20 protein-coding genes are annotated in these 24254 nt (G+C 73.5%); 17 read left to right on the plus strand and 3 right to left on the minus strand.

All coding sequences use genetic code 11. From position 1 onward, the window contains the following. Positions 1-277 precede the first annotated feature (277 nt). The 5 genes from ACIGG8_RS25685 (at position 278) to ACIGG8_RS25705 (ending at position 4997) form a co-directional block, all read left to right on the plus strand. Positions 278-1654, plus strand: a complete 1377-nt coding sequence (locus ACIGG8_RS25685) for an efflux RND transporter periplasmic adaptor subunit (RefSeq protein ID WP_396551064.1) — start codon at positions 278-280, stop codon at positions 1652-1654. A gap of 2 nt (positions 1655-1656) precedes the next feature. Further along, entirely contained in the window at positions 1657-2460 is an 804-nt protein-coding gene (locus ACIGG8_RS25690; RefSeq protein WP_396551066.1) for an ABC transporter ATP-binding protein, read from the plus strand. After that, positions 2457-3668, plus strand: a complete 1212-nt coding sequence (locus ACIGG8_RS25695) for an ABC transporter permease (protein ID WP_396551068.1) — start codon at positions 2457-2459, stop codon at positions 3666-3668. Before ACIGG8_RS25690 ends, ACIGG8_RS25695 begins: the two co-directional genes overlap by 4 nt. 11 nt (positions 3669-3679) lie before the next feature. Beyond that, positions 3680-4387, plus strand: a complete 708-nt coding sequence (locus ACIGG8_RS25700; protein ID WP_396551070.1) for a hypothetical protein — start codon at positions 3680-3682, stop codon at positions 4385-4387. Positions 4388-4607: 220 nt separating this feature from the next. Next, positions 4608-4997, plus strand: coding sequence for a hypothetical protein (locus ACIGG8_RS25705; protein ID WP_396551072.1), 390 nt, complete (start codon positions 4608-4610; stop codon positions 4995-4997). Positions 4998-5042: 45 nt separating this feature from the next. Here ACIGG8_RS25705 and ACIGG8_RS25710 read toward each other — a convergent pair whose 3' ends face one another. Together ACIGG8_RS25710 and ACIGG8_RS25715 are read right to left on the minus strand one after the other, a co-directional pair. Continuing rightward, positions 5043-5612 (minus strand): DUF6529 family protein, encoded by a 570-nt coding sequence (locus tag ACIGG8_RS25710; RefSeq protein ID WP_396551074.1) that lies wholly within the window; start codon positions 5610-5612, stop codon positions 5043-5045. A 4-nt stretch (positions 5613-5616) separates the two neighbouring features. Continuing rightward, positions 5617-6198, minus strand: coding sequence for a hypothetical protein (locus tag ACIGG8_RS25715; protein ID WP_350523676.1), 582 nt, complete (start codon positions 6196-6198; stop codon positions 5617-5619). A 180-nt stretch (positions 6199-6378) separates the two neighbouring features. Here ACIGG8_RS25715 and ACIGG8_RS25720 point away from each other — a divergent pair, with 180 nt between their 5' ends. The 3 genes from ACIGG8_RS25720 (at position 6379) to aspS (ending at position 9087) form a co-directional block, all read left to right on the plus strand. Then, on the plus strand, positions 6379-6960 hold the full coding sequence (locus tag ACIGG8_RS25720; protein ID WP_396551076.1) for a hypothetical protein: 582 nt from the start codon (positions 6379-6381) through the stop codon (positions 6958-6960). Positions 6961-7214: 254 nt separating this feature from the next. Continuing rightward, complete coding sequence (locus tag ACIGG8_RS25725) at positions 7215-7619, plus strand: YciI family protein (protein WP_396551078.1); 405 nt, start codon at positions 7215-7217, stop codon at positions 7617-7619. A gap of 160 nt (positions 7620-7779) precedes the next feature. After that, complete coding sequence (aspS, locus tag ACIGG8_RS25730) at positions 7780-9087, plus strand: aspartate--tRNA(Asn) ligase (protein ID WP_396551080.1); 1308 nt, start codon at positions 7780-7782, stop codon at positions 9085-9087. A 100-nt stretch (positions 9088-9187) separates the two neighbouring features. Here the strand turns inward: aspS and ACIGG8_RS25735 are convergent, their stop codons facing one another. Continuing rightward, entirely contained in the window at positions 9188-10240 is a 1053-nt protein-coding gene (locus ACIGG8_RS25735) for an LUD domain-containing protein (protein ID WP_396551082.1), read from the minus strand. Between the two features lie 107 nt (positions 10241-10347). Between ACIGG8_RS25735 and sigJ the strand changes: the two genes are divergently transcribed. The 9 genes from sigJ to ACIGG8_RS25780 all read left to right on the plus strand — a co-directional run bounded on the left by sigJ (position 10348) and on the right by ACIGG8_RS25780 (position 24161). Further along, positions 10348-11325, plus strand: coding sequence for an RNA polymerase sigma factor SigJ (gene sigJ / locus ACIGG8_RS25740; protein WP_396551084.1), 978 nt, complete (start codon positions 10348-10350; stop codon positions 11323-11325). Positions 11326-11504: 179 nt separating this feature from the next. Next, a complete protein-coding gene (locus tag ACIGG8_RS25745) occupies positions 11505-12332 on the plus strand; it encodes a response regulator transcription factor (RefSeq protein ID WP_396551085.1) in 828 nt (275 codons plus the stop codon). Positions 12333-12347: 15 nt separating this feature from the next. Further along, positions 12348-13859 (plus strand): sensor histidine kinase, encoded by a 1512-nt coding sequence (locus ACIGG8_RS25750; RefSeq protein WP_396551087.1) that lies wholly within the window; start codon positions 12348-12350, stop codon positions 13857-13859. Between the two features lie 189 nt (positions 13860-14048). Continuing rightward, positions 14049-14282, plus strand: coding sequence for a hypothetical protein (locus tag ACIGG8_RS25755; protein WP_396551089.1), 234 nt, complete (start codon positions 14049-14051; stop codon positions 14280-14282). Then, positions 14275-15639: an oxygenase MpaB family protein gene (locus ACIGG8_RS25760; RefSeq protein WP_396551090.1), complete on the plus strand. Its 1365-nt coding sequence runs from the start codon at positions 14275-14277 to the stop codon at positions 15637-15639. Before ACIGG8_RS25755 ends, ACIGG8_RS25760 begins: the two co-directional genes overlap by 8 nt. A 437-nt stretch (positions 15640-16076) precedes the next feature. Beyond that, positions 16077-17621 carry a cytochrome ubiquinol oxidase subunit I gene (locus ACIGG8_RS25765; RefSeq protein ID WP_396551092.1) on the plus strand — a complete coding sequence of 515 codons (1545 nt, stop codon included), beginning with the start codon at positions 16077-16079 and terminating at the stop codon, positions 17619-17621. A 50-nt stretch (positions 17622-17671) separates the two neighbouring features. After that, the gene (cydB, locus tag ACIGG8_RS25770) at positions 17672-18697 is read left to right on the plus strand and encodes a cytochrome d ubiquinol oxidase subunit II (RefSeq protein ID WP_396551093.1); all 1026 of its coding nucleotides are present in this window, start codon (positions 17672-17674) and stop codon (positions 18695-18697) included. Between the two features lie 4 nt (positions 18698-18701). Further along, positions 18702-22268: a thiol reductant ABC exporter subunit CydD gene (cydD, locus tag ACIGG8_RS25775; protein WP_396551094.1), complete on the plus strand. Its 3567-nt coding sequence runs from the start codon at positions 18702-18704 to the stop codon at positions 22266-22268. Positions 22269-22337: 69 nt separating this feature from the next. Continuing rightward, positions 22338-24161: a GAF domain-containing protein gene (locus tag ACIGG8_RS25780; protein WP_396551195.1), complete on the plus strand. Its 1824-nt coding sequence runs from the start codon at positions 22338-22340 to the stop codon at positions 24159-24161. The last annotated feature ends 93 nt before the right edge of the window (positions 24162-24254 follow it).

A 24254-nucleotide genomic window follows, 5' to 3' on the forward strand; every position in this document is an offset into this window, starting at 1 on the left:
CGCCTCCACCGGCGCGCCCCTGCGGCGTTCCTGCGCGCGGCCGTTCCGCAGCGGTTCCGGAGCCGCCCCGGAGTTGTCCCGGTTCCGTCCCGGATCGCTCCCGGAAGGCTGTGGATCGCTGGGAGCCGGCTGGGAGTTCGGCCAACGGTCGCCCACGGAGCGGCCAAGCAGGTCGCGCGGGGCGGGCAATCCGTCCGGAATGCCCGGATCCGACCGTTCAGTCTTCTCCCAGCCTGCGCTCAGGGCTCCGCAAGAGCGCCCCGCGAAGCTGTCCGCCATGAAGGTGCTCCCACGGCGGCGCGGTGCCGTCCTCGTCAACTCCGCGCTCGGCGTGGCCCTGCTGGGCGGCGCGGCCCTGGTGTACGCCACGGTCAGCGGCAGCTCCGGTCCGGCCTCGGCCAAGCCCACGACCCGCACGGCGACGGTCGGCAAGGGAACGGTCCTGGCCACCGTGTCCGGAACCGGCACCTTGATCTCGCCCACCGACGCGGCCCAGGACTTCACCACCGGTGGCAAGCTCACCGCGGTCAAGGTCGCGGTCGGGGACGCCGTGAAGAAGGGTCAGGTGCTCGCCACCGTCGACACCACGGCGGCCCAGCAGCAGGTGGACGCGGCCCGGGTGGCCCTCACCACGGCCAACGCCAACCTCACCAAGGCGCAGGCCGGGGTCACCACCACGACCACCGAGCCGCTGCCGGCCCCGTCCTCCGGGGGGTCCGGGGGCGGGTCCGGCACCGCCGGTGGCGGACGCGGGGCGGGCGGGAGCAGTACGCCCGCCCCGCAGACCACCACCATCACCACCACCAAGGTCGACGACGCGGCCGTGGCCCAGGCCGAGCAGCAGGTCGCGACCGCGCAGACCAGCCTCTCCAACGCCCAGGCGGCGCTGGCCGGGACGACGCTGACGGCCTCGACGGACGGCACCGTCGCCTCGATCTCCAACAAGGTCGGCGACACGGTCGGCGCGACCGCCTCCGGGTCCACCGGCAGCGGCTCCACCAAGTCGACCGGCACCAGCACGGGTTCGAGCTCCCCCAGCGGCTTCATCGTGCTCACCAACCCGACCGGCATGCAGGTCACCGCGAACTTCTCCGAGCTCGACTCGCTCAAGCTGAAGAAGGGCGAGGCGGCCACCGTCACGCTGAACGCGCAGTCCGACACCAAGCTCAACGCGACCGTCCTGTCGGTCAGTTCGCTGCCCAGCGGCAGCGGCTCCGGCGGCGCCGCAGGCTCCTCCGCCGTCCAGTACGCGGCGACCCTCCAGCTGAGCGGCGACACCAGCACCCTGCGCACCGGTCTCAGCGCCACCGTCCAGGTGATCACCGGCGAGGCCGACAACGCGCTCTCGCTGCCCACCTCCGCCCTGTCGGGCACCGGCACCTCCCGCACCGCGACCGTGGTGCACGAGAACGGCGCCACCGAGCGGGTCACCGTCGGGGTCGGCGTCGAGGGCGACAGCACGGTCCAGGTGGTGTCCGGACTGAAGGAGGGCGACAAGGTCGAACTCCCCACCACCAGCGGCAGCAACGGCTTCCCGAACGGCTCCTTCCCGGGCGCCGGCGGCAACCGCGGCGGGGCCGGCGGCGGCGCCGGGGTCTTCCCGGGCGGCGGTGCGGGCGGTGCCGGCGGCGGTGGCCGGGGCGGTCGGGGCTGAGCATGCGTCACGTCATCGACAAGCGCGTCCCCGCGACGCCCGTGCCGGTGATCCGGATCCGCCGGCTCACCAAGTCGTACGGGCACGGTGACGCCACCGTGCACGCGCTGCGCGGGCCCGACGACCCGGAGACCGGCACGCCGCAGGGCGTCAGCCTGGACATCGAGCAGGGCGACTTCGTCGCCGTGATGGGCAGCTCGGGCTCCGGCAAGTCCACCCTGATGAACATCCTCGGCTGCCTCGACGTCCCGACGTCCGGCCGCTACCTGCTGGACGGCGTCGACGTCGGTCACCTGGACGAGCAGCAGCTCTCGCTGGTGCGCAACCGCAAGATCGGCTTCGTCTTCCAGTCCTTCAACCTGATCCCGCGCACCACCGCCCTCGCCCAGGTCGAGCTGCCGCTCGCCTACGCGGGCGTCCGGGCCGCCGAGCGGCGCCGCCGGGCCCTGGCCGCGCTCTCCCTGGTCGGACTCGGCGAGCGCTCCGGGCACAAGCCCAACCAGCTCTCCGGCGGCCAGCAGCAGCGCGTGGCGGTGGCCCGGGCGCTGGTCACGGCCCCCGCGATGCTGCTCGCCGACGAGCCGACCGGAAACCTGGACAGCCGCTCCACGGAGGAGGTGCTGGCCCTGATCGACGGGCTCAACGCCACCGGCCGCACGGTCGTCCTGATCACTCACGAGGACGAGGTCGCCCGGCACGCCAAGCGGGTGCTGCGACTGGTCGACGGACAGATCGTGAGCGACGTCCGGCAGGCTCCGGTGGAGGGGCCGCCACCCGCCCTTCGTGACCTTGGAGTGCCCGCGTGATCCTCTGGCAGACACTCCGCTTCGCGGTCGGCGGCCTGGCCGCCAACAAGGTGCGCTCGGCGCTCACCATGCTCGGCGTGCTGATCGGCGTCGCCTCGGTGATCCTGCTGCTGGCGGTCGGCAACGGCTCGTCGGTCGCGGTCAAGGACTCGATCACCTCGCTCGGCACCAACTCGCTGACCGTCAGCTCCGGTTCGGCGGCGGGCGGCGCCCGGGCCGCGTCCTCGGTCAAGAAGCTCACCGTCGCCGACGCCAAGGCGCTGGCGAACGACGCCGACCCCGGGGCGATCAAGTCGGTGGCCCCGGTCGTCACGACCACCGGCACGGCGCTGTACGGGAACATCTCGTACAGCCCCGGCTCGATCGTCGGCACCTACCCGGCGTACTTCGAGACCTCCAACCAGAAGGTCGCGAAGGGCGAGTACTTCACCGACGACGACGTGCTCGGCTCGCGCAAGGTCGCCGTGCTCGGCGCCACCACGGCGAAGCAGCTGTTCGACGCCGAGGACCCGGTCGGCAAGCAGATCGTCCTCGGCGGCACGCCGTTCACCGTGGTCGGCGTGCTGCAGGCCAAGGGCGGCAGCGGCTTCACCGACCCGGACGACGTGGTCATCGCCCCGCTGCCGACGGTGCAGAACGCCTTCACCGGCTTCGGTGCGGTGAACCAGATCCTGGTGCAGGCCGCCTCCGCGGACTCGACCACGGCGGCCCAGTCGGAGATCACCCGGGTGCTGCTCGCGTCGCACGCGATCGCCGACCCGAGCAAGGCCGACTTCCGGATCACCAACCAGGCCTCGCTGCTCACGGCGCGCGAGAGCACCACCAAGACCTTCACCGTGCTGCTCGGCGCGGTGGCGGCGATCTCGCTGCTCGTCGGCGGGATCGGGATCACCAACATCATGCTGGTGACGGTCACCGAGCGGACGCGTGAGATCGGCATCCGCAAGGCGCTCGGTGCGCCGCGCGCGGTCATCCTCGGGCAGTTCCTGACCGAGTCGACGCTGCTGTCGGTGATCGGCGCGGGGTTGGGCGTGGCGGCCGGCATGGTCGGCTCGCACTTCAGCATCGTCGGCATCAAGCCGGTGGTGATCCCCGAATCGGTGCTCGGCGCGTTCGGCATCGCCGTCGCCATCGGGCTGTTCTTCGGCAGCTACCCCGCCAACCGGGCCGCCTCCCTGCGGCCGATCGACGCCCTCCGGCACGAGTAGGACTCCAACCCATGAGCAAAGAGATCGCCACGGTCAGCAGTACCCCGGCCGAGCAGGTCGCCCTGCTCTCCACCCCGCCGGACGCCCGTGATGTGAGCGCCGAGCTGGCCGCGCCGCCCCGGCGGAAGCTGCCCTGGCTCAGCCTGGTGCTGGCCGGCGGCGTGATCGCCACCGGCGCGTTCGCGGGCGGGGTCTGGTACGAGCAGAGCAACGGTTCCTCCGCCGGCAAGTCCGCCCGGCCCGCGGCGGCGGCCGCCGGTGCCCAGCGCCCCGCAGGGGGCGGCGGGTACGGCGGTCAGGGCCAGGGCGGCCAGGGCGGGTACGGGCAGGGCGGTGGGCAGAACGGTTCCCGCCGCGGGGCCGGCCAGGGCGGCCAGGGCGGCCAGGGTGGTCAGGGCGGCGGGCAGGCCGGTCTCACCCGGGGCACGGTCAAGGCCGTCGACGGCACCACGGTCTACCTGACCGACGCCAACGGAAACACCGTCAAGATCACCACCGGCGACGCGACGAAGGTCCAGCTCAACAAGGAGGGCAAGGTCGCCGACCTGCAGCCCGGCCAGAGCGTGACCGTCGTCGGCACCCCCGACGCCAACGGTGGTTACACCGCCAGCCAGCTCGTCGAAGGCAGCGCGGCCGCCGGAGGCTTCGGCGGCGGTGGCTTCGGCGGTGGCGGTGCCGGTGCCGGTGGCGGCGCCCCCAGGAACCCGTCCGGCGGCTGACCCGGAACCCGCCCGACGCGCGCGAGGCCCTCGTCCCTTCCCTGGTCGAGGGCCTCCGCGCGTGCTCGGCGCGGTGCCGGTCCGACCGCCTCCCCCCTGGCGCCCGCAGGGTCGGCCCAGGAGTGTGGCCGGCCCCACCCGCCGGTGGGGCCAGACCCGTACCGGGGCCCGACTCCACTCCGTAGCGTCGTTCCCACAACGACACGGAGGGAACAGCACCATGGCGACCACCACCACCCAGGACAGCTTCACCGTGGTGAAGAAGTGCATCACGCTCTTCGGCGCCGTCAGCGCCGTCATCCTCGCCACGGTCGCCGTGATGGCGTTCACCGGGCACGAGGCGACCTCGTTCATGTGGTTCCGCGGCGTGATCCTCCTCGCGGTCACCCCGCTCCTCCTGCGGCTCGCCGGCCGGGCCGCCGAGGGCTCCTACCGGGACTTCGACCGGCTCCGCACCGTCTCGACGATCATGCCGGTGGCGCTCGTCGGCGTCGACCTGATCCCCGGCCTCTGCCCGCCCTGGTACGCCGTCCTCCAGGGCCTCTCCGCCCTCGCCCTGGTCGCGGTCGCGGTCCTCACCCGCACCTCCGCGTTCCCCCGGCAGAGCTGAACGGTCCGGCGGCCCCGCGCTCCTCGCGAGGGGCCGCCGGCGGTTTCACAGGCCGGGTACGTGGTCCCCGTCGAGGTACCAGAGCGCCGCGCTGTACCAGAGCAGGGCGATCAGGACGACGAGCGCGCCACCTGCGACGGGCAGGGCCCAGCCGGGCGCGCGGCGGTGGCGGACCACGATGACCTTGGCGACGAACGCGCCGTAGAGGAAGCACCCGGCGAACGAGTGCAGGGCGATCCGACTGTCCGTCAGCTGCACGCCGTAGGCGGTGATGCAGTGGTAGGCGATCGGGAGGGAGAGCAGGAACGCCCCCAGGCCGACCACCCGGTGCCCGGTCCGGACCGGGCGGGGCGCGGCGCCCGCGCCCGGCAGCCGGCCGTACATCCACAGCGCCAGCAGGAGCTGGACCACCGCCAGGCCCAGCAGGGCGGTGCCGAGCTGGGCCTTGAGCTGGTTGGCGTCGTCGTAGCGGCGGCCGAAGAGGCTGCTCGTGTAGTCGGGGGTGTGCGCCCGGCCGTACCAGAAGAGCCCGGCCGTCACCGCCACCGGCAGGAGCGCCCACAGGAGGCCGGGGGCCCGCCGCCGGGGACGGGACGGCCGTTCGGCGTCAGCCATCCGCTCAGTCGCCCTCGACCTTGTTGCCCGAGACGTTGACCACGTACCACTTGGCACCGAAGGCGCTGGACTCCTGGCCGTTGGCGTCGCCCTTCGCCGTGTCGCCCTCGAAGTAGTAGAGCGGGTGGCCGTTGTAGACGACCTGGGAGGTGCCGTCCTTGCGGGCGGTGGTGGTGATCTTGGCCTGGTCGGCGCCGCCGGTGGCGGTGGGGGTGCCGGTGGTCAGCAGGGGCGGCCAGGCGGTGGCGCAGGCGTCGTAGCAGGTCGAGGTGGGCGAGGTGTCCGCCTCGAACAGGTAGAGCGTCCTGCCCTGGGAGTCGACCAGGACGTTCTGGAACTTGCCGACGGTGGCGGCCCCGACCACGGCCGCGCCGGTGGCTCCGGCGGTGGGGCTCGGGCTCTCCGTCGAGGTCGACGTGGCGGTCGGGCTGCCGGTGGCGCCCGCCGTGGACGTCGCCGTGGGGCTCGCCGCGGGTGAGGTGGTCGCCGTGGTCGTCGTCTTGGTGCTGCTGGAGCAGCCGCCGCACACCACGGTGATCAGGGCGACGGCGGCGGCCGTGGCGGTCACCGTGCGGGAAATCTTCATGGGGTTCTCTCCGGGCGGGTGGGAATGGTGCCACCACTTCAGCCCGAACGGGCTCAACCACTTCACGAGGCACGCCAGCGGGTGGGCAAGGCGGGGTCGTCCTTGACCCTGATGGCCGACAGCGGCGGAGTCCGGGAACCCGCTGTGCCGGATGATCTTCATGCTGTAGATCTGACGATCATGACAAAGGATCAGGTCAGCAGACTCATCGGTGGTGGCTTCGGCCTCGCCTTCGTCCAGATGAACGCGGGGGCCCTGCCGACCGCCCTCGGCGCTCCGCTGCGGGTGCTCGCCATCCTCGCGTTCGTCCGGATCGTGTTCGCCGGCCGTGCCGCCGTGCCTCCTGCCGCCGCCACCGCCGTCACCACCGACGCCGCGACCGTCGGCGACGGCGGACCGCCGAGCGGCACGGGCTTCGGGCGGCGCTACTGGTACGTGGTGGCGGCCGAGGGGCTGGCCCTCGCGGTCGGACTGTTCGTGATCTCCAACGTGCTGCACACCCCCCGTGCGAGCGTCGCGTGGATCGCCTTCGTGGTCGGTGTGCACTTCTTCGGCCTCGCGGCTGTCTGGCGCAGGCCCGCACTGCACGTCTTCGCCGCGGGGATGGCGGCCTGCGGTGTCGTCGGCCTGGTGCTGGCCGCCTGCGACGCCCCCGTCGCCGTGATCGCGGTCGTCGCCGGGATCGCGCCCGGCGCGATGCTGCTCGGCTCGGTGCTGTGGTCCGGCCGGCCGCGGGCGATCGGCATGCCGGCGCAGTCCTGAGGAAGCCGCCTGCGGCGTGGGAAGTCGGCCCGGACGTCCGGCACATCGGCTGCACCGCCCCGGACGGCACCGTCCTCGACTGGACCCTCTGACCCGCGCCCCGTGGAGCCGTCCGCCCCCGCGGCCCCTTGCGCCCACCCGCGCGAGGGGCCGCCCCCACCCCCGCGCAGCCGCGACCGCGGTGCGCATCCGACCGTCGGGCCACCGGTGCGGTGAGCCGCGGCACCCGGGCGTTCCGGTGCGAGGATCGCGCCATGAAGTTCATGGTGCTGATGTACGCCGATCCGGCGGCGACCGCGGCGATGACCACCGAGCAGCGGGCGGAGGTGTTCCGGCGGCACGAGGCGCTCCACCGGGACCTGGAGGGCTCGGGCGAGATGCTGAACGGCGCGGGGCTGGCGTATCCGACGGACACGACCACGCTCCGCCGGACCGGCGGCGGTCCGGACGGGTCGGACGGGTCGGACGGGTCGCAGGCACCGGACGGGGCGACCGCCACGGCCGGGCCCTTCGCGGCGGCGGCCGAGCACCTGACCGCCTACTACGTGATCGACTGCGCGAGCCCGGAGCGGGCGCGGGAGATCGCCGCGCGGGTCCTCGACTTCCACGTCGTGGCGGTGGAGGTGCGCCCGGTCCACGACTCGTTCGGCATGGGCTGAGCAGGCCGTGCCGTCCCGAGCCGCCGGGACGGGTACCGCCGGAAAACCGGGCGACTTCCGCGATCTTGACCGTCTATGGTGGGCGCGTCCCCCCCCGAGCGGCCGTTTACCGCTCGTCGTCGGCGCGACCAACGCGCCCGCAACCCAGGGAGTTGCCGCCATGACGCGCACCCTCGTCGCTGACCTCCACGCGCGCATCGAGGAGACGGTCACCGTCTACGGCTGGGTGAACACGCTGCGGCTGCAGCGGCGGATCCAGTTCGTCCTGGTCCGCGACCACACCGGCCTCGTCCAGGTCACCCACCCGCGCGGTGGCGACGGCGACGTCATCGAGGCCGCGTTCGAGCAGGTGACGCCGGAGTCCGCGGTGAAGATCACCGGCAGGGTGGTCGCGAACCCTCAGGTCAAGCTCGGCGGTCTGGAGATCGTCCCGTCCCGCGTGGAGATCGTCTCGCTCGCCGAGCCGAAGCTGCCGATCGACGAGAAGACCGGCATCGACCAGCGCCTGGACTGGCGGTTCCTCGACATCCGGCGCCCCGCCCAGCACCTGGTGTTCGACGTCCAGACCACCGTCGAGCGGGCGATGCGCGAGGTGACCGCCGAGGAGGGGTTCACCGAGCTGCACACGCCGAAGCTGATGGGCACGGCCTCCGAGTCCGGCGCCGAGGTGTTCGAGGTCGGCTACTTCGGCCGGACGGCCTACCTCGCCCAGTCGCCGCAGTTCTACAAGCAAATGGCGATCGCCGGCGGCATCGACAGGGTCTTCGAGATCGGGCCGGTGTTCCGGGCCGAGCCGTCCTTCACCTCCCGGCACGCCACCGAGTTCACCGGCGTCGACGTCGAGATCGCCTGGATCGACGGCGTCGAGGACGTGATGGCCTTCGAGGAGCGGATGCTGCACCGTGTCCTCGCCGCCGTGGCCGAGCGCCACGGCGGGGCGATCGCCGAGCACTTCGGCACGGAGGTCGTCGTACCGGAACTGCCGTTCCCGCGGATCACGATGGCCGACGCGCTGGCCCGGCTCCGCGCCACCGGCTGGGACCCGGAGGGCGTCAAGGACGACCTCGACCCCGAGGGCGAGCGGACGCTGTGCGCCCTGATCGCCGAGGAGACCGGGCACCAGTTCGTCTTCGTCACCCGGTTCCCGGCCTCCGTGCGGCCGTTCTACCACCTGCGACCGGAGGACGACCCGACCGTCACCGAGTCCTTCGACCTGCTGTGGAAGGGCGTGGAGATCACCACCGGCGCCCAGCGCGAGCACCGGTACGACCGGCTGGTCGCGCAGGCCCACGAGAAGGGCATGGACACCGGGCCGCTCTCCGGCTACCTGGACTGCTTCCGCTACGGCACCCCGCCGCACGGCGGCCTCGGTCTCGGCCTCGGCCGGCTGCTGATGCTCGCCCTCGGCCTGCCGTCGATCCGCGAGGCGACCTTCCTCTTCCGGGGGCCGCACCGGCTGGAGCCGTAGGGCCCGTCCGGCGCGGGAAGTCGGTCCGGCCGACTTCCTGCGCCGGTGCGGTACTCGGGAGACGGAACCCGGCGTACAGGCCGACTGCTGCGGGGCCCGCTCAGTAGCCGACGGCCTCGCGCAGCAGCAGGACGGTGCCCGGGGTCATCCGGGCCGGCGCGTTGAGGACCAGGAGCTGGCTGACGGCGCTGGGGCACCCGTACGCGGCCTCGGCCCGGGCGGACTCCAGCGGCAGGGCGTGCTCCTCGACCCGGCGCAGGGCGGTCGGCAGGTCGGGGACCACCTTCTGCGCGCCGACGACCCAGATCGCCCGGCCGGCGCCGCCCGTGTAGGCGGGCAGCTGGCTGCCGGTGCCGGAGGCGACGACGAGCGAGCCGGTCTCGGTGACGGCGGCGACGCTGCCCAGCACGACGTCGGGCGTGGCGACCGCCCGCCGGATGCCGTCGCCCTCGGTGGCCCGGTCCATGGCCGTCACCCGCGGCTTGACCGCCCGGTAGCGGATGCCGGCGTTGACGTCCTCGTCGATGCCGGCGAGCCGGAGGGTCTCGCTGGCGCCGGTGAAGACGCCCGCGCCCTCCGGGATCAGCTCGTCGACCCGGGCGCGCGCGGCGGCGAGGCCGTCCAGGACCTCGACGGTGAAGCCGTTGGCCGTCAGGGCGGCCGCCGCCCGCTCCAGCCGCTCGGCCGGGGCCGGGTCGGTGAACGACACCCGGGGCGACTCCGGCGCCGAGCCGGTCAGCGGGGTGGTGTCGAGGTACCGCACCTCGTAGACCCGCTCGGTGATCCGCCAGCCGTCCTCGGTGCGCCGGTAACGGTCGTGGTAGACGGCGTGGTTGAGCCCCTGGAAGCCGTTCTTCAGACGGGCGAGCTCGAACAGGTAGGCGCGGCCGGTCGCGGTGTCGCCGTCGATCCGGATCGCGCCGGGGTGGGTGTTCTGGACGAAGAAGTCCCACTGCTCCTGCAGCTTCTCGCCCCCGACGCGGATCTGCTCGCGGCCGACCAGCTCGACCGGGACGTTCGGCATCCGCAGCGCGCCGTCGGGGGTGAACAGCCGCGAGAGCCGGGCGCGGTCGCGCATCATCACGGCATCGGTGAACTCGGCCTGCAGCGCCTGGATCTCGACCAGGTCGGCGGTCGCTCGGAAATCGTCCATCGGGTTCCTCCGTCTCGGTTGTTCGCCTTCGAGCGGTACGACAGGACAGCGGTCCGGGATGTGAGGTGACGGCAAAGGCGTCACATTCCGCTGCGCGGTCCTGTCAGATGGGTGAGGAGTCCGACGACGAGGCGAAGGGGCGGGGACCGGTGCGGGACGAGGGTCCGGGCGCGATCATGGGCGAGCGGCGGCGGTTGATCAATCTTGCGTACCGGCTGCTCGGCTCGCTGGCCGACGCCGAGGACGTGGTGCAGGAGACCTACGCCCGCTGGTACGCGATGCCCCGGCGGGAGCGGGAGGCGATCGGCTCCCCCGGCGGCTGGCTGACGACGGTCGCCAGCCGGATCTGCCTCAACGTCCTCGGCTCGGCCAGAGTGCGGCGGGAGCGCTACGTGGGCGAGTGGATCCCCGAGCCGCTGCCGGAGGGCCGGGAGTGGACGTCCGCCGCGACGACCGCGCCGGCGGACCCGGCGGACCGGATCACCCTGGACGAGTCGGTCGGCATGGCCTTCCTCGTCGTGCTGGAGTCCATGACGCCGGCCGAACGCGTCGCCTTCGTCCTGCACGACGTCTTCCGGTACCCGTTCGCCGAGGTGGCCGCGATCGTCGGCCGCTCGCCGGCCGCCTGTCGCCAACTGGCCACCTCGGCCCGCCGCCGGATCCGCGTCGCGCAGGCCCCGGCGGTGCCGACGGGCGCGCAGGCGGCCGTGGTGCGGGAGTTCAAACGGGCCTGGGAGGCGAAGGACCTGAGGTCGCTGATGGGCGTGCTCGATCCCGGCGCCACCGTGATCGCCGACAGCGGCGGCCTGGTCGGCGCCCTGCCGCACCCGCTGTCGGGGAACGAACGGATCGCCCGCGCCTACCTGGAGATCGCCCGCCTGGCGCCGGCGACGACGCTGCTGGAGTGCACCGTCAACGGCCTGCCCGGCCTGGTCGCCCGGCAGGGTGGCGTCACGGTCACGGTGATCGCCTTCCGGATCGCCGACGACCGGATCACCCACATCTGGGCGGTGCGCAACCCGGAGAAGCTCCGTCCGTGGGCCGACCTGCACCCGCCGGTCGGCGCTCCGGGCGCGGGGGAGTGAGCCAGGTCATACCGGCGACGGGGCAGGGGCGGGCACTGTTGTCCGGGGGCGCACCGGGCGTGTTCACGCCCGTCCGCACACCACCGAGCGCCCCGCTATGGCCTTGTCGTCGTAAAACCGACCGATAAGGTGTTAATCCAACATTCATCCATGCCGCGTAGCCTCCGAGAGCTAGCCTCATGCTGAACGTCATCGTCCGACCGGGAGGCCGAAGCCCCGTGCAAGGCACTGTCACCACACCAGGCGGCTCCACGGTGGCCGGGGGCCAGGGCGAGGCGTTCCTGCTCGTCGTGGACGACGAGCCCAACATCCGCGAACTGCTCTCCGCCTCGCTGCGCTTCTCCGGCTTCCGGGTCGCCTCCGCCGCCAGCGGCACCGAGGCGCTCGAACTGATCGCGGCCGAGCGCCCCGACCTGGTCGTGCTCGACGTGATGCTCCCCGACCTCGACGGCTTCACCGTCGTCGAGAAGCTGCGCGAGCGCACCAGCCGCGGCCAGATAGCCGGGCCGGCGCACGGACACCCCGGCGACCACCTGCCGGTGCTCTTCCTCACCGCCAAGGACGGCGTCGGCGACAAGGTCCAGGGCCTCGCCGCGGGCGCGGACGACTACGTCACCAAGCCGTTCAGCCTCGAAGAGCTGATCGCCCGGATCCGCGCCATCCTGCGCCGGGCCGGCGGGCCCGCCGAGGACGGCCGCCTGGTCGTCGCCGACCTCAGCCTCGACCCGGTCGCCCACGAGGTCACCCGCAGCGGCACCCCGGTCTCGCTCTCCCCGACCGAGTTCAAGCTCCTGCACTACCTGATGGCCAACGTCGGCCGGGTGGTCTCCAAGGCGCAGATCCTCGACCACGTGTGGGCCTACGACTTCGGCGGCGACCTCTCCATCGTCGAGTCGTACATCTCCTACCTGCGCCGCAAGCTCGACTCCGGCCCGGCGCACGGCCCCAAGCTGATCCACACCGTGCGCGGCATCGGCTACGCCCTGCGCCGCCCCCCGCAGGGCTGACCGGTACCGCCGCACGTGTTCGCCCGGTTCACCTCACGGCTGTCGCTGCGCGCCCGGCTGCTGGTGCTCGCACTGGCGCTGGTCACCACCGGCCTCGCGGTCAGCGACGGCTTCGTCGTCGGCACCGTCCGGAGCCAGCTGGTCGAGCAGCTCGACGAGCAGCTCCAGCGGTACGGGCTGCCGCTGTCCCGCAAGCCCCCGGCCCAGGTGTCCACCCCCAACCCCGGCCGGCCCGCCGTCACCGGCCGGCGGATCATGCTGCCCAGCCAGTACCTGGTGCAGTACCTCTCCGCGGACGGCAAGGTCCAGGCGGTGATGCGCCAGCCCGTCGCGGACACCGACCCGGCGCCGCAGCTGGCCGGCCTGGACCCGGCGCGGACCGCCCCCGACGTCCCCTTCGACCTGCCCGACCAGCGCGGCGAGCACCGCTGGCGGGTGCTGGTGCTGCCGCTCCAGGCCCCCCGCGGTCCGGCCGTCGGCGCCAGCGCGTACGCCTCCCCGACGGCCACCCCGACCCACGTCATGGTCGCCGTCTCCCGCGAGGACATCGACGCCACCCTCCGCAAGCTGCGCACCTCCTTCCTGGCCATCGGCGGCGCCGTCCTGCTGCTGATCGCCGCCCTCGGCTTCTTCGCGGTACGGGCCGGGCTGCGGCCGTTGCGGCGGATCGAGGAGGGCGCCGAGCGGATCGCGGCCGGCGAGCTGTCGCACCGGATGCCCGAACTCTCCCCGGGCACGGAGGTCGGACGGCTGTCGGTCGCGCTGAACGGGATGCTCACCCAGATCGAGGCGGCCTTCGCGGCCCGCGCCGAGTCCGAGGCCCGGATGCGGCGCTTCGTCGCCGACGCCTCGCACGAGCTGCGCACCCCGCTGGCCGGGATCCGCGGCTTCGCCGAGCTGTACCGGATGGGCGCGCTGCCCACCGAGGCGGACGTCAAGCGCACCATGACCCGGATCGAGAGCGAGGCCGACCGGATGGGAGCCCTGGTCGAGGACCTGCTGGTGCTCGCCCGGCTGGACGAGGAACGCCCGCTCGACCTCGCCCCGATGGACCTGCGCACCCTCGCCGCCGACGCCCTGCACGACCTCACCGCGCTCGACCCCAGCCGGCCCGTCGCGCTCACCGGCCCCTCCGGCACGGGCGCGCCCGGCGCGGCGCCCGTCCTCGGCGACGAGGCGCGGCTGCGGCAGGTGGTGACCAACCTGGTCGGCAACGCGGTCAAGCACACCCCGGCCGGCACCCCGGTGCGGATCGGGGTGGGCGCCGGGCCCGGCGGCGTCTGCCTGCTGGAGGTCGCCGACACCGGCCCGGGCCTCACCGAGGAGCAGGCCCAGCGGGTCTTCGACCGCTTCTTCCGGGTGGACGCCTCGCGCAGCCGCGACAACGGCGGCGGCGCCGGACTCGGCCTCGCCATCGCCACCGCCCTCACCCGCGCGCACGGCGGGACCCTCAGCCTGGACACCGCGCCCGGCGAGGGCGCGACGTTCCGGGTCGAACTGCCCAACAACGCCGATCGGCCCCTCTGAGCGCCGGCGCCGGAGAGATGTCGGCCCGTCAATTCCCTTGCTGACCCGGCATTCCGAGCCCCAAACGCCCCGATCGAGTGAACCGATCGTCGATCACCCGACCGGCCCCCCGGTCGTGTGCGACCGTGCTGCCGTTGCTTGTGCGGACTCGCACGGGCTGACCACACCGGACGGGAAAGAGATGTCTCAATGAGCGCGCGCGTTGCCGAGGGGACCGTCGTGAGCCTGGACCAGGTGCTGTGGGAGATGTGGAAGTCCTCGGACCTTCCCGAGGGCTACCGCGTGGAGATCATCGAGGAGAACCTCACGGTGTCACCCACTGGCGGCAGCCGCCACTTCACCGTCAATCGGGCCGTACTCGGGGAAGGCCCCGCCAAGGGTTTCGTGATCGGTCCCGGGATCACCGGGGAGCGCCGTGGCTGAGCGCGCGGTGTCGTTCAAGCAGGACCTCTCCGAGTGGCGGATCGCCCTGGTCGCGTGGCGGCTGCTGGTGCTGCAGGCGGCGGATCCGGTGGTCGGGGCCGGCATGGCGGAGCACTCGACGTACCGGGCGCACCCGTGGCGGCGGGTGGAGCACACGCTGGGGAGCGGGCGGCGGCTGTTCTACCAGGACGCGGAGACGCTGCGGCGGGAGATCGCGCGGCTGGACCGGGCGCACAAGCGGATCCGGGGGACGGGGCCGGACGGGCGGCCGTACGACGCCCGGGACGCCGGGACCAGGGCGTGGGTGCTGCTGACGCTCTTCGAGTGCGTGGTCGCGATGCGGCGGCTGGGCGGCGACGGCTACGACGCGGCCCAACTGGAGCAGGCGTACGGCGAGTTCAAGCAGGCGGTGGCCGCCTTCGACCTGCCTGAGGGTGAACTGCCGCCCACAGCAAAGGACTTGCCCGCCTACTTCGCCCGGTACGCCCGCGAGAAGCTGGAGTTCACCGAGGCGGCGCGCTACCTGATGGGCGACCTGCTGCGCGAGGCGCCCCGGCCGCGGCGGCTGTGGTTCCTCGGGGACGCCGGCTGGCGGGTGGTCCGGGGCGTCGTCGCCCGGGTGATCACCGAGCTGACGGTGGCCGACCTGCCACCGGTGGTCCGGGAGCGGTTCGGGCTGGCCGCGACCCGGCGCGGCGCGCTGCTGTCCCTGGTGCTGCACCGCGGCGCCGGGGCGCTGGTCGCCCGCCTCCCGGACCGCGCGCGCTACCGCTCCGCGGAACAGGCCGATCCGGGCGGGCGCCGCTACCGCCCGCAGCGCGACACCCGCGGGCCCCGGCTGGACCGGTTCTTCCGCGAGGTGCTGGACCAGACCGGCGACGGCTTCGTCACCGTGCACGACCTGCGGGCGATGGCGCACAACGTCTGCTGGCAGCTGGAGCTGGACGAGGCCGGTGAGGCCCGGGTGCACGAGGCCTTCGAGGGCTGGTGGGAGCAGCTGCGCGCGGCGATGGACGCGAACGGCGACGGGAAGGTCAGCCGGGAGGAGTTCGTGGCGGCCACCGTGGCCGGCTGCGACCGGGACGGGACCTACCTGGAGCAGGGGCTGCTGCCCGCGCTGCGGGCGGTGTTCACCGCCGCCGACACCGACGGCAGCGGCTTCCTGGAGTTCGACGAGTACCGCGCGGTGTTCGGCGGCCCGCGGGTGCACCCGGTCGAGCTGTCACACGGTTTCCGCCAGTTGGACACGGACGGGGACGGCCGGATCACCCGGGAGGAGTTCCTGCACGGCTTCACCGAGTTCTTCACCGCCCGCGCCGACTCCACCTCGGGCACCCAGCTCCTCGGCCGCGCCTGACCGGACCTGCCTGACCGGACCTGCCGGGCCGGACCTGCCGGGACGGACCCGCCGGGACGGACCCGCCGGGTCGGACCCGGCGGGTCCGACCTGCTGGGTCTAGCTCGCTTCGCTCGCGGTGCAAGCGGGGCGTCGGCCTGTCAAGCGCCGGTTCGGCCAAGAGCCCGTCCGCATCCGCCCGGTCGTTCGTTGCCCCGGCCGGGGCTGGGTCCGCAGACTGTGCGCACCGCGCGGCAAACCGTGACGCATCGCACAGGTCCGTCAACCCCACCCCACCTGCAGTTCCCCCGTAAGGATGGTGGATACTGGCCCTTGTGAACGTGTTCACGTTCACAAGCGGACAAGCTTGCACGGCTTGGCGACGGTCTACGGCTACACAAGAAGTTTGTCCGGAATGCGCCCGTCGAACGTGCGGGCCGGTTGGGAGAGAGGGCGACGTGGAACTGGCAATCGCTCACGAGACCATTGCGCGATGGCAATTCGGCATCACCACCGTCTACCACTTCCTCTTCGTTCCGCTCACGATCAGCCTGGCCGCGGTCGTGGCCGGTCTGGAGACCGCCTGGGTGCGGACGAACAAGGAGAAGTACTTCCACGCGACCAAGTTCTGGGGAAAGCTCTTCCTCATCAACATCGCGATGGGCGTCGTCACCGGAATCGTCCAGGAGTTCCAGTTCGGCATGAACTGGTCCGACTACTCCCGCTTCGTCGGTGACGTCTTCGGCGCCCCGCTCGCGATGGAGGCGCTGATCGCCTTCTTCTTCGAGTCCACCTTCATCGGCCTGTGGATCTTCGGCTGGGACAAGCTGCCGAGGAAGATCCACTGCGCCTGCATCTGGATGGTCGCGCTGGGCACCGTGCTCTCCGCCTACTTCATCCTGGCCGCCAACTCCTGGATGCAGCACCCCGTCGGGTACGCGATAGACCCGGCCACCGGCAAGGCGCAGCTGACCGACATCACCAAGGTGCTGTTCCAGAACACCACCCTCACCGTCGTCGCCCACACCCTGACCGCCGCCTTCCTCACCGGCGCCGCCTTCATGGTCGGCATCTCCTCCTTCCACCTCTGGAAGGCCAAGCGCAGGCCGGAGACCGCCGACGCGAGGAAGACCGCCTCTATGCGCACCTCGCTGCGGCTCGGCCTGGTGCTCGCCGTGGTCTTCGGCGCCGGCACCGCGCTCAGCGGCGACGAGCTGGGCAAGGTCATGTTCGAGCAGCAGCCGATGAAGATGGCCGCCGCCGAGGCCCTGTGGGACACCCAGGCGCCCGCGCCGTTCTCCGTCTTCGCGGTCGGCGACGTCGGCAAGGGCCACAACTCGGTCGCCCTGGAGGTCCCCGGGGTGCTGTCCTTCCTCGCCCACAGCGACTTCAGCTCCTCCGTCCCCGGCATCAACGACACCGCGGCCGCCGAGGCCGCGCTGCACGGCGGCGACCCCAAGGACTACATCCCGAGCATCTTCGTCACCTACTGGGGCTTCCGCCTCATGATCGGCTTCGGGATGACCTCCTTCGTGGCCGGCCTGATCGGGCTCTGGACCACCCGGAAGAAGCTCTTCCTGCGCCCCGCGTTCCGCACCGGCGACACCGAGGTGCCCCGGCTGATGCTCACCCCCGGACGGGAACTCAGCCCGCTGCTGACCACGTGGAGCTGGCGGATCGGCATCCTGACCATGGGCTTCCCGCTGATCGCCAACAGCTTCGGCTGGATCTTCACCGAGATGGGCCGCCAGCCCTGGGCCGTCTTCGGCCTGATGACCACCTCCAGCGCGGTCTCCCCCAACGTCGGCGTCGGCACCCAGATCGGGGCGCTGGCCACCTTCACCACGCTGTACGCGATCCTCGCGGTCGTCGAGGTCCGACTGCTGGTCAAGTACGCCAAGGCCGGCCCGGTGGTGACCGAGCAGCCGCCCACCGAGGTCCCCTCGCTGCGCGGACCGTCCCCGGACGAGGACGCCGACAAGCCGCTCGCCTTCGCCTACTGAGGCACCGGGACACGGGGCACTGAGGACCACTGCGGAACTGAGGATCTGACATGCAACTCCACGACGTCTGGTTCGTGCTGATCGCGGTCCTGTGGATCGGCTACTTCTTCCTGGAGGGCTTCGACTTCGGGATCGGCATCCTGACCAAGGGCCTGGCCCGCGACACCGCCGAGAGACGGGTCCTGATCAACACCATCGGCCCGGTCTGGGACGGCAACGAGGTCTGGCTGCTGACCGCCGGCGGCGCCACCTTCGCCGCCTTCCCGGACTGGTACGCGACGCTCTTCAGCGGCTTCTACGTCCCGCTGCTGGTGATCCTGGTCTGCCTGATCGTGCGCGGCGTGGCCTTCGAGTACCGGGCCAAGCGCGACGGCGCCCGCTGGCAGCGGAACTGGGAGGAGGCCATCTTCTGGACCTCCCTCCTGCCGGCCTTCCTCTGGGGCGTGGCCTTCGCCGACATCGTGCGCGGCGTGGACATCGACGCGCAGAAGAACTACGTCGGCACCCTCGGGGACCTGCTGAACCCGTACGCGCTGCTCGGCGGCCTGGTGACGCTCGCCCTGTTCACCTTCCACGGCGCGGTGTTCGCCGCGCTCAAGACGGTCGGCGAGATCCGCGAGCGGGCCCGCCGGGCCGCCCTGCAGGCCGGACTGGCCACCGCCGTGCTGGCGCTGGTCTTCCTGGTCTGGACCCAGGCGGACAGCGGCAACGGCCGCAGCCTCGCCGCCCTGGTGATCGCCGTCCTGGCCCTGGCCGGCGCCCTGGTCGCCAACCAGCTCGGCCGCGAGGGCTGGGCGTTCGTCCTCTCCGGGGCGACGATCGTGGCCGCCGTGGCGATGCTCTTCCTGGCGCTCTTCCCGAACGTCATGCCGTCCACCCTGAACGCCGGCTGGAGCCTGACCGTCTCCAACGCCGCCTCCTCGCCGTACACGCTGAAGCTGATGACCGTCGTGGCGGCGGTGTTCACCCCGCTGGTGCTGCTCTACCAGGGCTGGACGTACTGGGTGTTCCGCAAGCGGATCGGCGTCCAGCACATCCCCGGGCACGCCCCGGCCGCCCCGCTCGACCGGGTCTGACGCGATGAAGCCGGTCGACCCCCGACTCCTCGGGTACGCCCGCACCACCCGGGCCTTCCTCGCCGGATCCGTGCTCCTCGGCGCGGCGGGCGCGGCCCTGGTGGTCGCCCAGGCGAGTCTGATCGCCGAGATCGTCGTCCGCGCCTTCCAGCGGGGGGCGACGCTCGGCGAACTGACCACGCCGCTGCTGCTGCTCGCCCTGACGGCCGTCGGGCGCGGGCTGGTCGGCTGGCTCACCGAGCTCACCGCGCACCGGTCCGTCGCCCGGGTGAAGTCCACCCTGCGGCGCCGGCTGCTCGACCACGCCACCGCGCTCGGCCCGTCCTACCTGGCGGGCCGGCGCACCGGCGAACTCACCACCCTCGCCACCCGCGGCATCGACGCGCTGGACGACTACTTCGCCCGGTACCTGCCGCAGCTGGCGCTGGCCGTGGTCGTCCCGGTGATCGTGCTGCTGCGGATCGTCGGCGCCGACTTCACCTCGGCCGCGATCATCGCCGGGACGCTGCCGCTGATCCCGCTGTTCATGGTGCTGATCGGGATGGCCACCCAGTCCCGGATGGACCGGCAGTGGGACACCCTGGCCCGGCTCTCGCACCACTTCCTGGACGTCGTCGCGGGGCTGCCCACCCTCAAGGTGTTCAACCGGGCCCGCACCCAGGCCGCCACCATCGCCCGGATCACCGCCGACTACCGCCGGGCCACCCTGCGGACCCTGCGGATCGCCTTCGTCTCCTCCTTCACCCTGGAGCTGCTCTCCACCCTGTCCGTCGCGCTGGTCGCGGTCACCGTCGGCTTCCGGCTGGTGGACGGCACGCTCGACCTGGAAACCGGCCTGCTGATCCTGGTCCTCGCCCCCGAGGTGTACGTCCCGATCCGCCAGGTCGGCGCGCTCTACCACTCCAGCGTCGAGGGGCTGACCGCCGCCGACGAGCTGTTCCGGGTGCTGGAGACCCCGCTGCCCGCCGCCGGCACGGTGCCCGCGCCCGCCCTCGCCGGGGCCGTGATCGGCGCCGAGGGCCTGGTCGTGCGCCACCCCGGACGGACCGAGCCCGCGCTGGACGGTGCCGGGCTGACCCTGCGTCCGGGCACCACCACCGCCCTGACCGGCCCGAGCGGCGCCGGCAAGTCCACCCTGCTGGCCGTCCTGCTCGGCCTCACCGCCCCCGAGGCCGGCACCGTCCGGATCACCGCCGCCGACGGCCGCTCGTACGACCTGGCCGAGCTGGAGCCGCGCAGCTGGCAGCGGCAGATCGCCTGGGTGCCGCAGCACCCGCACCTGTTCGCCGGGACGGTCGCCGACAACCTGCGGCTCCACCGGCCCGACGCCACCGACGAGCAGCTGTGGACGGCGCTGGAGGCCGCCCACGCGCTCGACTTCGTGACCGACCTGGCCGCCGGGCTCGGCGAGGACGGCGCCGGGCTCTCCGCCGGCCAGCGCCAGCGCCTCGCGCTCGCCCGGGTGCTGCTCGCCGACGACCGGCCGCTGGTCCTGCTGGACGAGCCGACCGCCAACCTGGACGGCGCCTCCGAGGCCGCCGTCGTGGACGCCGTCCGGACCCTCGCCGAGGACCCGGCGCGCACCGTGCTGATCGTCGCGCACCGGCCCGCGCTGCTGGCCGTCGCGGACGAGCGGGTCCGGCTGGCCGGGCCGGCCGCCGTCGTGGCCGGTGCCCCGGTCACCCCGCTCGCCCACAGCGGGAGGCCGACGCCCGCCCCCGCCGTCCCCGAGGAGCCGGGGGCCGACAGCGGCAGCACGCCCCGGCTGGCGCTGTCCGTCCTGCTCGGCGCGCTCGCGCTCGGCTGCGCCGTCGCCCTGATGGCCACCTCCGGCTACCTCATCTCCCGCGCCTCCGAGATGCCGCCGGTCCTCTACCTGATGATGGCCGTCACCTCGGTGCGCGCCTTCGGCATCGGCCGGAGCGTCTTCCGCTACGCCGAGCGGCTGGTCTCGCACGACGCGGTGCTGCGCACCCTCGGCACCCTGCGGGCCGAGGTCCACCGCCGGCTGAGCGCGCTCGCCCCGGCCGGACTGCCCGCCTTCCGGCGCGGCGACCTGCTCTCCCGGCTGGTCGCCGACGTGGACGCGGTCCAGGACCACTACCTGCGCTGGCGGCTGCCGGCCGCCGTGGGCGTCGTCGTCGCGCTGGGCTCGACGCTGGCGCTGGCCGCCTTCCTGCCCGCGGCCGGGGCGGTGCTCGGCCTCGGGCTGCTGCTCGCGGGCGTGGTGGTGCCCGCGCTGGCCGCCCGCTGGTCGGCCGGCGCCGAGCGGCGGCAGGCCCCGGCGCGCGGGCACCTGGCCACCGCCGTGGTGGACGCCCTCACCGGCACCGCCGAACTCACCGTGGCCGGCGCGCTGCCCGGCCGGCTGGCCGCCGTCCGCGCCGCCGACACCGCGCTGACCCGGCTGGCCGCCCGCTCGGCCGCCACCACGGCGCTCGGCACCGGGCTGATCGCGCTGCTCACCGGGCTGACCGTGACCGCCGCGGCGGCCGTCGGCGTCCAGGGGGTACGGGCCGGGGTGCTGGCGCCGGTCTGCCTGGCGGTGGTGGTGCTGACCCCGCTGGCCGCCTTCGAGGCCGTCACCGGGATGCCGCTCGCCGTGCAGGCCCGCCAGCGCAGCCGCGCCGCGCGGGCCCGGCTGGACGAGGTGCTGACCGCCCCGGTGCCGGTCGCCGAGCCCGCCGACCCCCGCGCCCTGCCCGAGCAGCCGCTGCCGGTCGCGGTGCGCGGGCTGACCGTACGGCACCCGGGGCAGGCGGTGGACGCGCTCGCCGGGGTGGACCTGGACCTGGCCGCCGGGCGCCGGATCGCCGTGGTCGGCCCGTCCGGCTCCGGCAAGACCACCCTCGCCCAGGCGCTGCTGCGCTTCCTGGAGCCGGGCGCCGGCACCGTCACCTTCGCCGCCGGTCGTCCACAGGCTGTGGACAGCCGCGCGCTCGCGGGCGAGGACGTCCACCGGGTGATCGGGCTCTGCGCGCAGGACGCGCACGTCTTCGACAGCTCGCTGCGGGAGAACCTGCGGCTGGCCCGGCCCGGCGCGGGGGAGGACGAGCTGCGCGCCGCGCTGGCCGCGGCCCGGCTGCTGGACTGGACGCAGGGGCTGCCGGACGGCCTGGACACCATGGTCGGGGAGCACGGCGCCCGCCTCTCCGGCGGCCAGCGCCAGCGGCTCGCCCTCGCCCGGGCCCTGCTCGCGGACTTCCCCGTGCTCGTCCTGGACGAGCCCGCCGAGCACCTCGACCTGCCCACCGCCGACGCGCTCACCGCGGACCTGCTGGCCGCCACCGAGGGGCGCACCACCGTGCTGATCACCCACCGGCTGGCCGGGCTGGACGACACCACGGTGGACGAGGTGCTGGTGCTGGACGGCGGCCGGGTGGCCGAGCGGGGTCGCTGGTCGGAGCTGGTCGCCGACCGGGACGGGCGGCTGCACGCGATGTGGCGGCGGGAGCGGGAGGCGGACGGGCTGCTGGAGGCGGACGAGCTGCCGGCGCCGGTGGGCCTGCCGGAGCGGGTGGGCCTGCCGGAGCGGGTGGGCCTGCCGGAGCCGGTGGGGGAGGCCCGCTAGCCGTGGCGGCGCCGGTCCCGGCACCCGCCGTCTGAAAACCGTACAAACTAGTCTTTCTTCATGGACCCCATGCCGGACCCCGCGCCGGACACCAGGCCGGACCCCTCCGAGGCCGCCCCCGAGCCGACACCCCATCGGGTGCCCGAGATCGCCTCGCTCGGCCTGGACACCCTGGTCACGGAGGTCGCCGAGCGCCTGCAGTCGGCCGCCGCCGTCACCGACCGGATGCAGCGGCTGCTGGAGGCGGTGGTCTCCATCGGCGCCGGGCTGGACCTGCACGCCACCCTGCAGCGGATCGCCACCGGGGCCGCCGAGCTGGTCGACGCCCGCTACGCGGCGCTCGGTGTGATCGCCCCCGGCGGCACCGGACTGGCCGACTTCATCCACGTCGGCGTGGACGACGGGACCGCCGCCGGGATCGGCGAACTGCCCGCCGGGCGCGGCATCCTCGGCGTGCTCATCGACCGCCCCGAACCGCTGCGGCTGGCCGACCTCGGCGCCGACCCGCGCTCCTCCGGGTTCCCGTCCCGGCACCCGCAGATGAAGACCTTCCTGGGCGTGCCGATCCGGGTCCGCGAGGAGGTGTTCGGCAACCTCTACCTCACCGAGAAGAAGGGCGGCGGCGCCTTCACCCCCGAGGACGAGCAGGTGGTGCACGCCCTCGCCGCCGCGGCCGGCGTCGCCATCGAGAACTCCCGGCTGTACGAGGAGGGCCGCCGCCGCGAGCGCTGGATCGCCGGCGCCGCCGCCGTCACCACCGCCCTGCTCTCCGCCGAGCAGGCCGAGGCGGCCCTGACCGTCGCGGCCGAGCAGGTACGGGAGTTGGCGGACGCCGCGCTCGGCATGATCCTGCTGCCGACCGGCCCGGAGGGCGAGGGGGACGGGCAGATGCGGGTCGCCCACGCCTCCGGCGAGGTGGCCGAGTTCGTCCGCGGCGAGCTGCTGCCCAAGGAGAGCTTCGCGGCCCGGCTGCTGGCGGGGGAGAGCGTCTACCTGGACGACATGTCCCGCGACCCGACCGTGGTGATGCGGCTCGCCCGCCGCTTCGGCCCGTCGATGGCGGTGCCGATGGTCGCCGCCGGGCGGGTGCTCGGCGGGCTCTGCGTCTGGCGCCCGTGCGGTGCGCTGCCCTTCACCGAGAGCGAGAAGCAGCTCGCCGAGACCTTCGCCTCGCAGGCCGCGCTCGCCCTGCGGCTCGCCGAGGGCCAGCGCGACCAGCAGCGCCTCGCCGTCTTCCAGGACCGTGACCGGATCGCCCGCGACCTGCACGACCTGGTGATCCAGCGGCTCTTCGCCACCGGGATGATGCTGGAGAGCGCGGCCCGCCGGGCGGTCGTCCCCGAGGTGCGGACCGGTATCGGCAAGGCGGTGGACGAGCTGGACGCCACCATCCAGGAGGTCCGCACCACCATCTACGCCCTGCAGCACGACAACCACGGCGACGCGCCGGACACCCTGCGCACCCGGGTGCTGCGCGAGGCCAGCCAGGCCGCGGCGGCGCTCGGCTTCAAGCCCTCGGTGAGCTTCGTCGGGCCGGTGGAGAGCCTGGTCGGCGACAGGACCGGACGTCAACTGCTCGCCGCACTGAGGGAGATGCTCTCCAACACGGCGCGGCACGCGCGGGCCTCGCGGGTCGGCGTGGAGATCGACGCGACCGTCCACCTGGGCGACGACGGGCGGCCGGTGGGCGGCGACCCGGAGTCGCTGGACCGGGGCGGCCGGCCGGGCGTGCTGCTGTCCGTGACCGACGACGGCGTGGGCATCCCGGAGGGCGGCCGGCGCAGCGGACTGCTCAACCTCACCCGGCGCGCCGAGGCGCTCGGCGGCGACGCCTGGCACGAGAGCGGGCCCTACCGGAAGGGCACCACGGTGCGCTGGACGGCCCGGCTCTGAGGGTGTCCATCGGCTGGAACCGGGCCCTCCGGTAAAGACAAGTGAAAGTTAAACGAGAGAGAACTTCCCGACCAACGGCGCAAGTTGTGAACG

The sequence above is a fragment of the Kitasatospora sp. NPDC085464 genome, assembly GCF_044541955.1.
In the GTDB taxonomy this organism is placed as follows: Bacteria; Actinomycetota; Actinomycetes; order Streptomycetales; family Streptomycetaceae; genus Kitasatospora.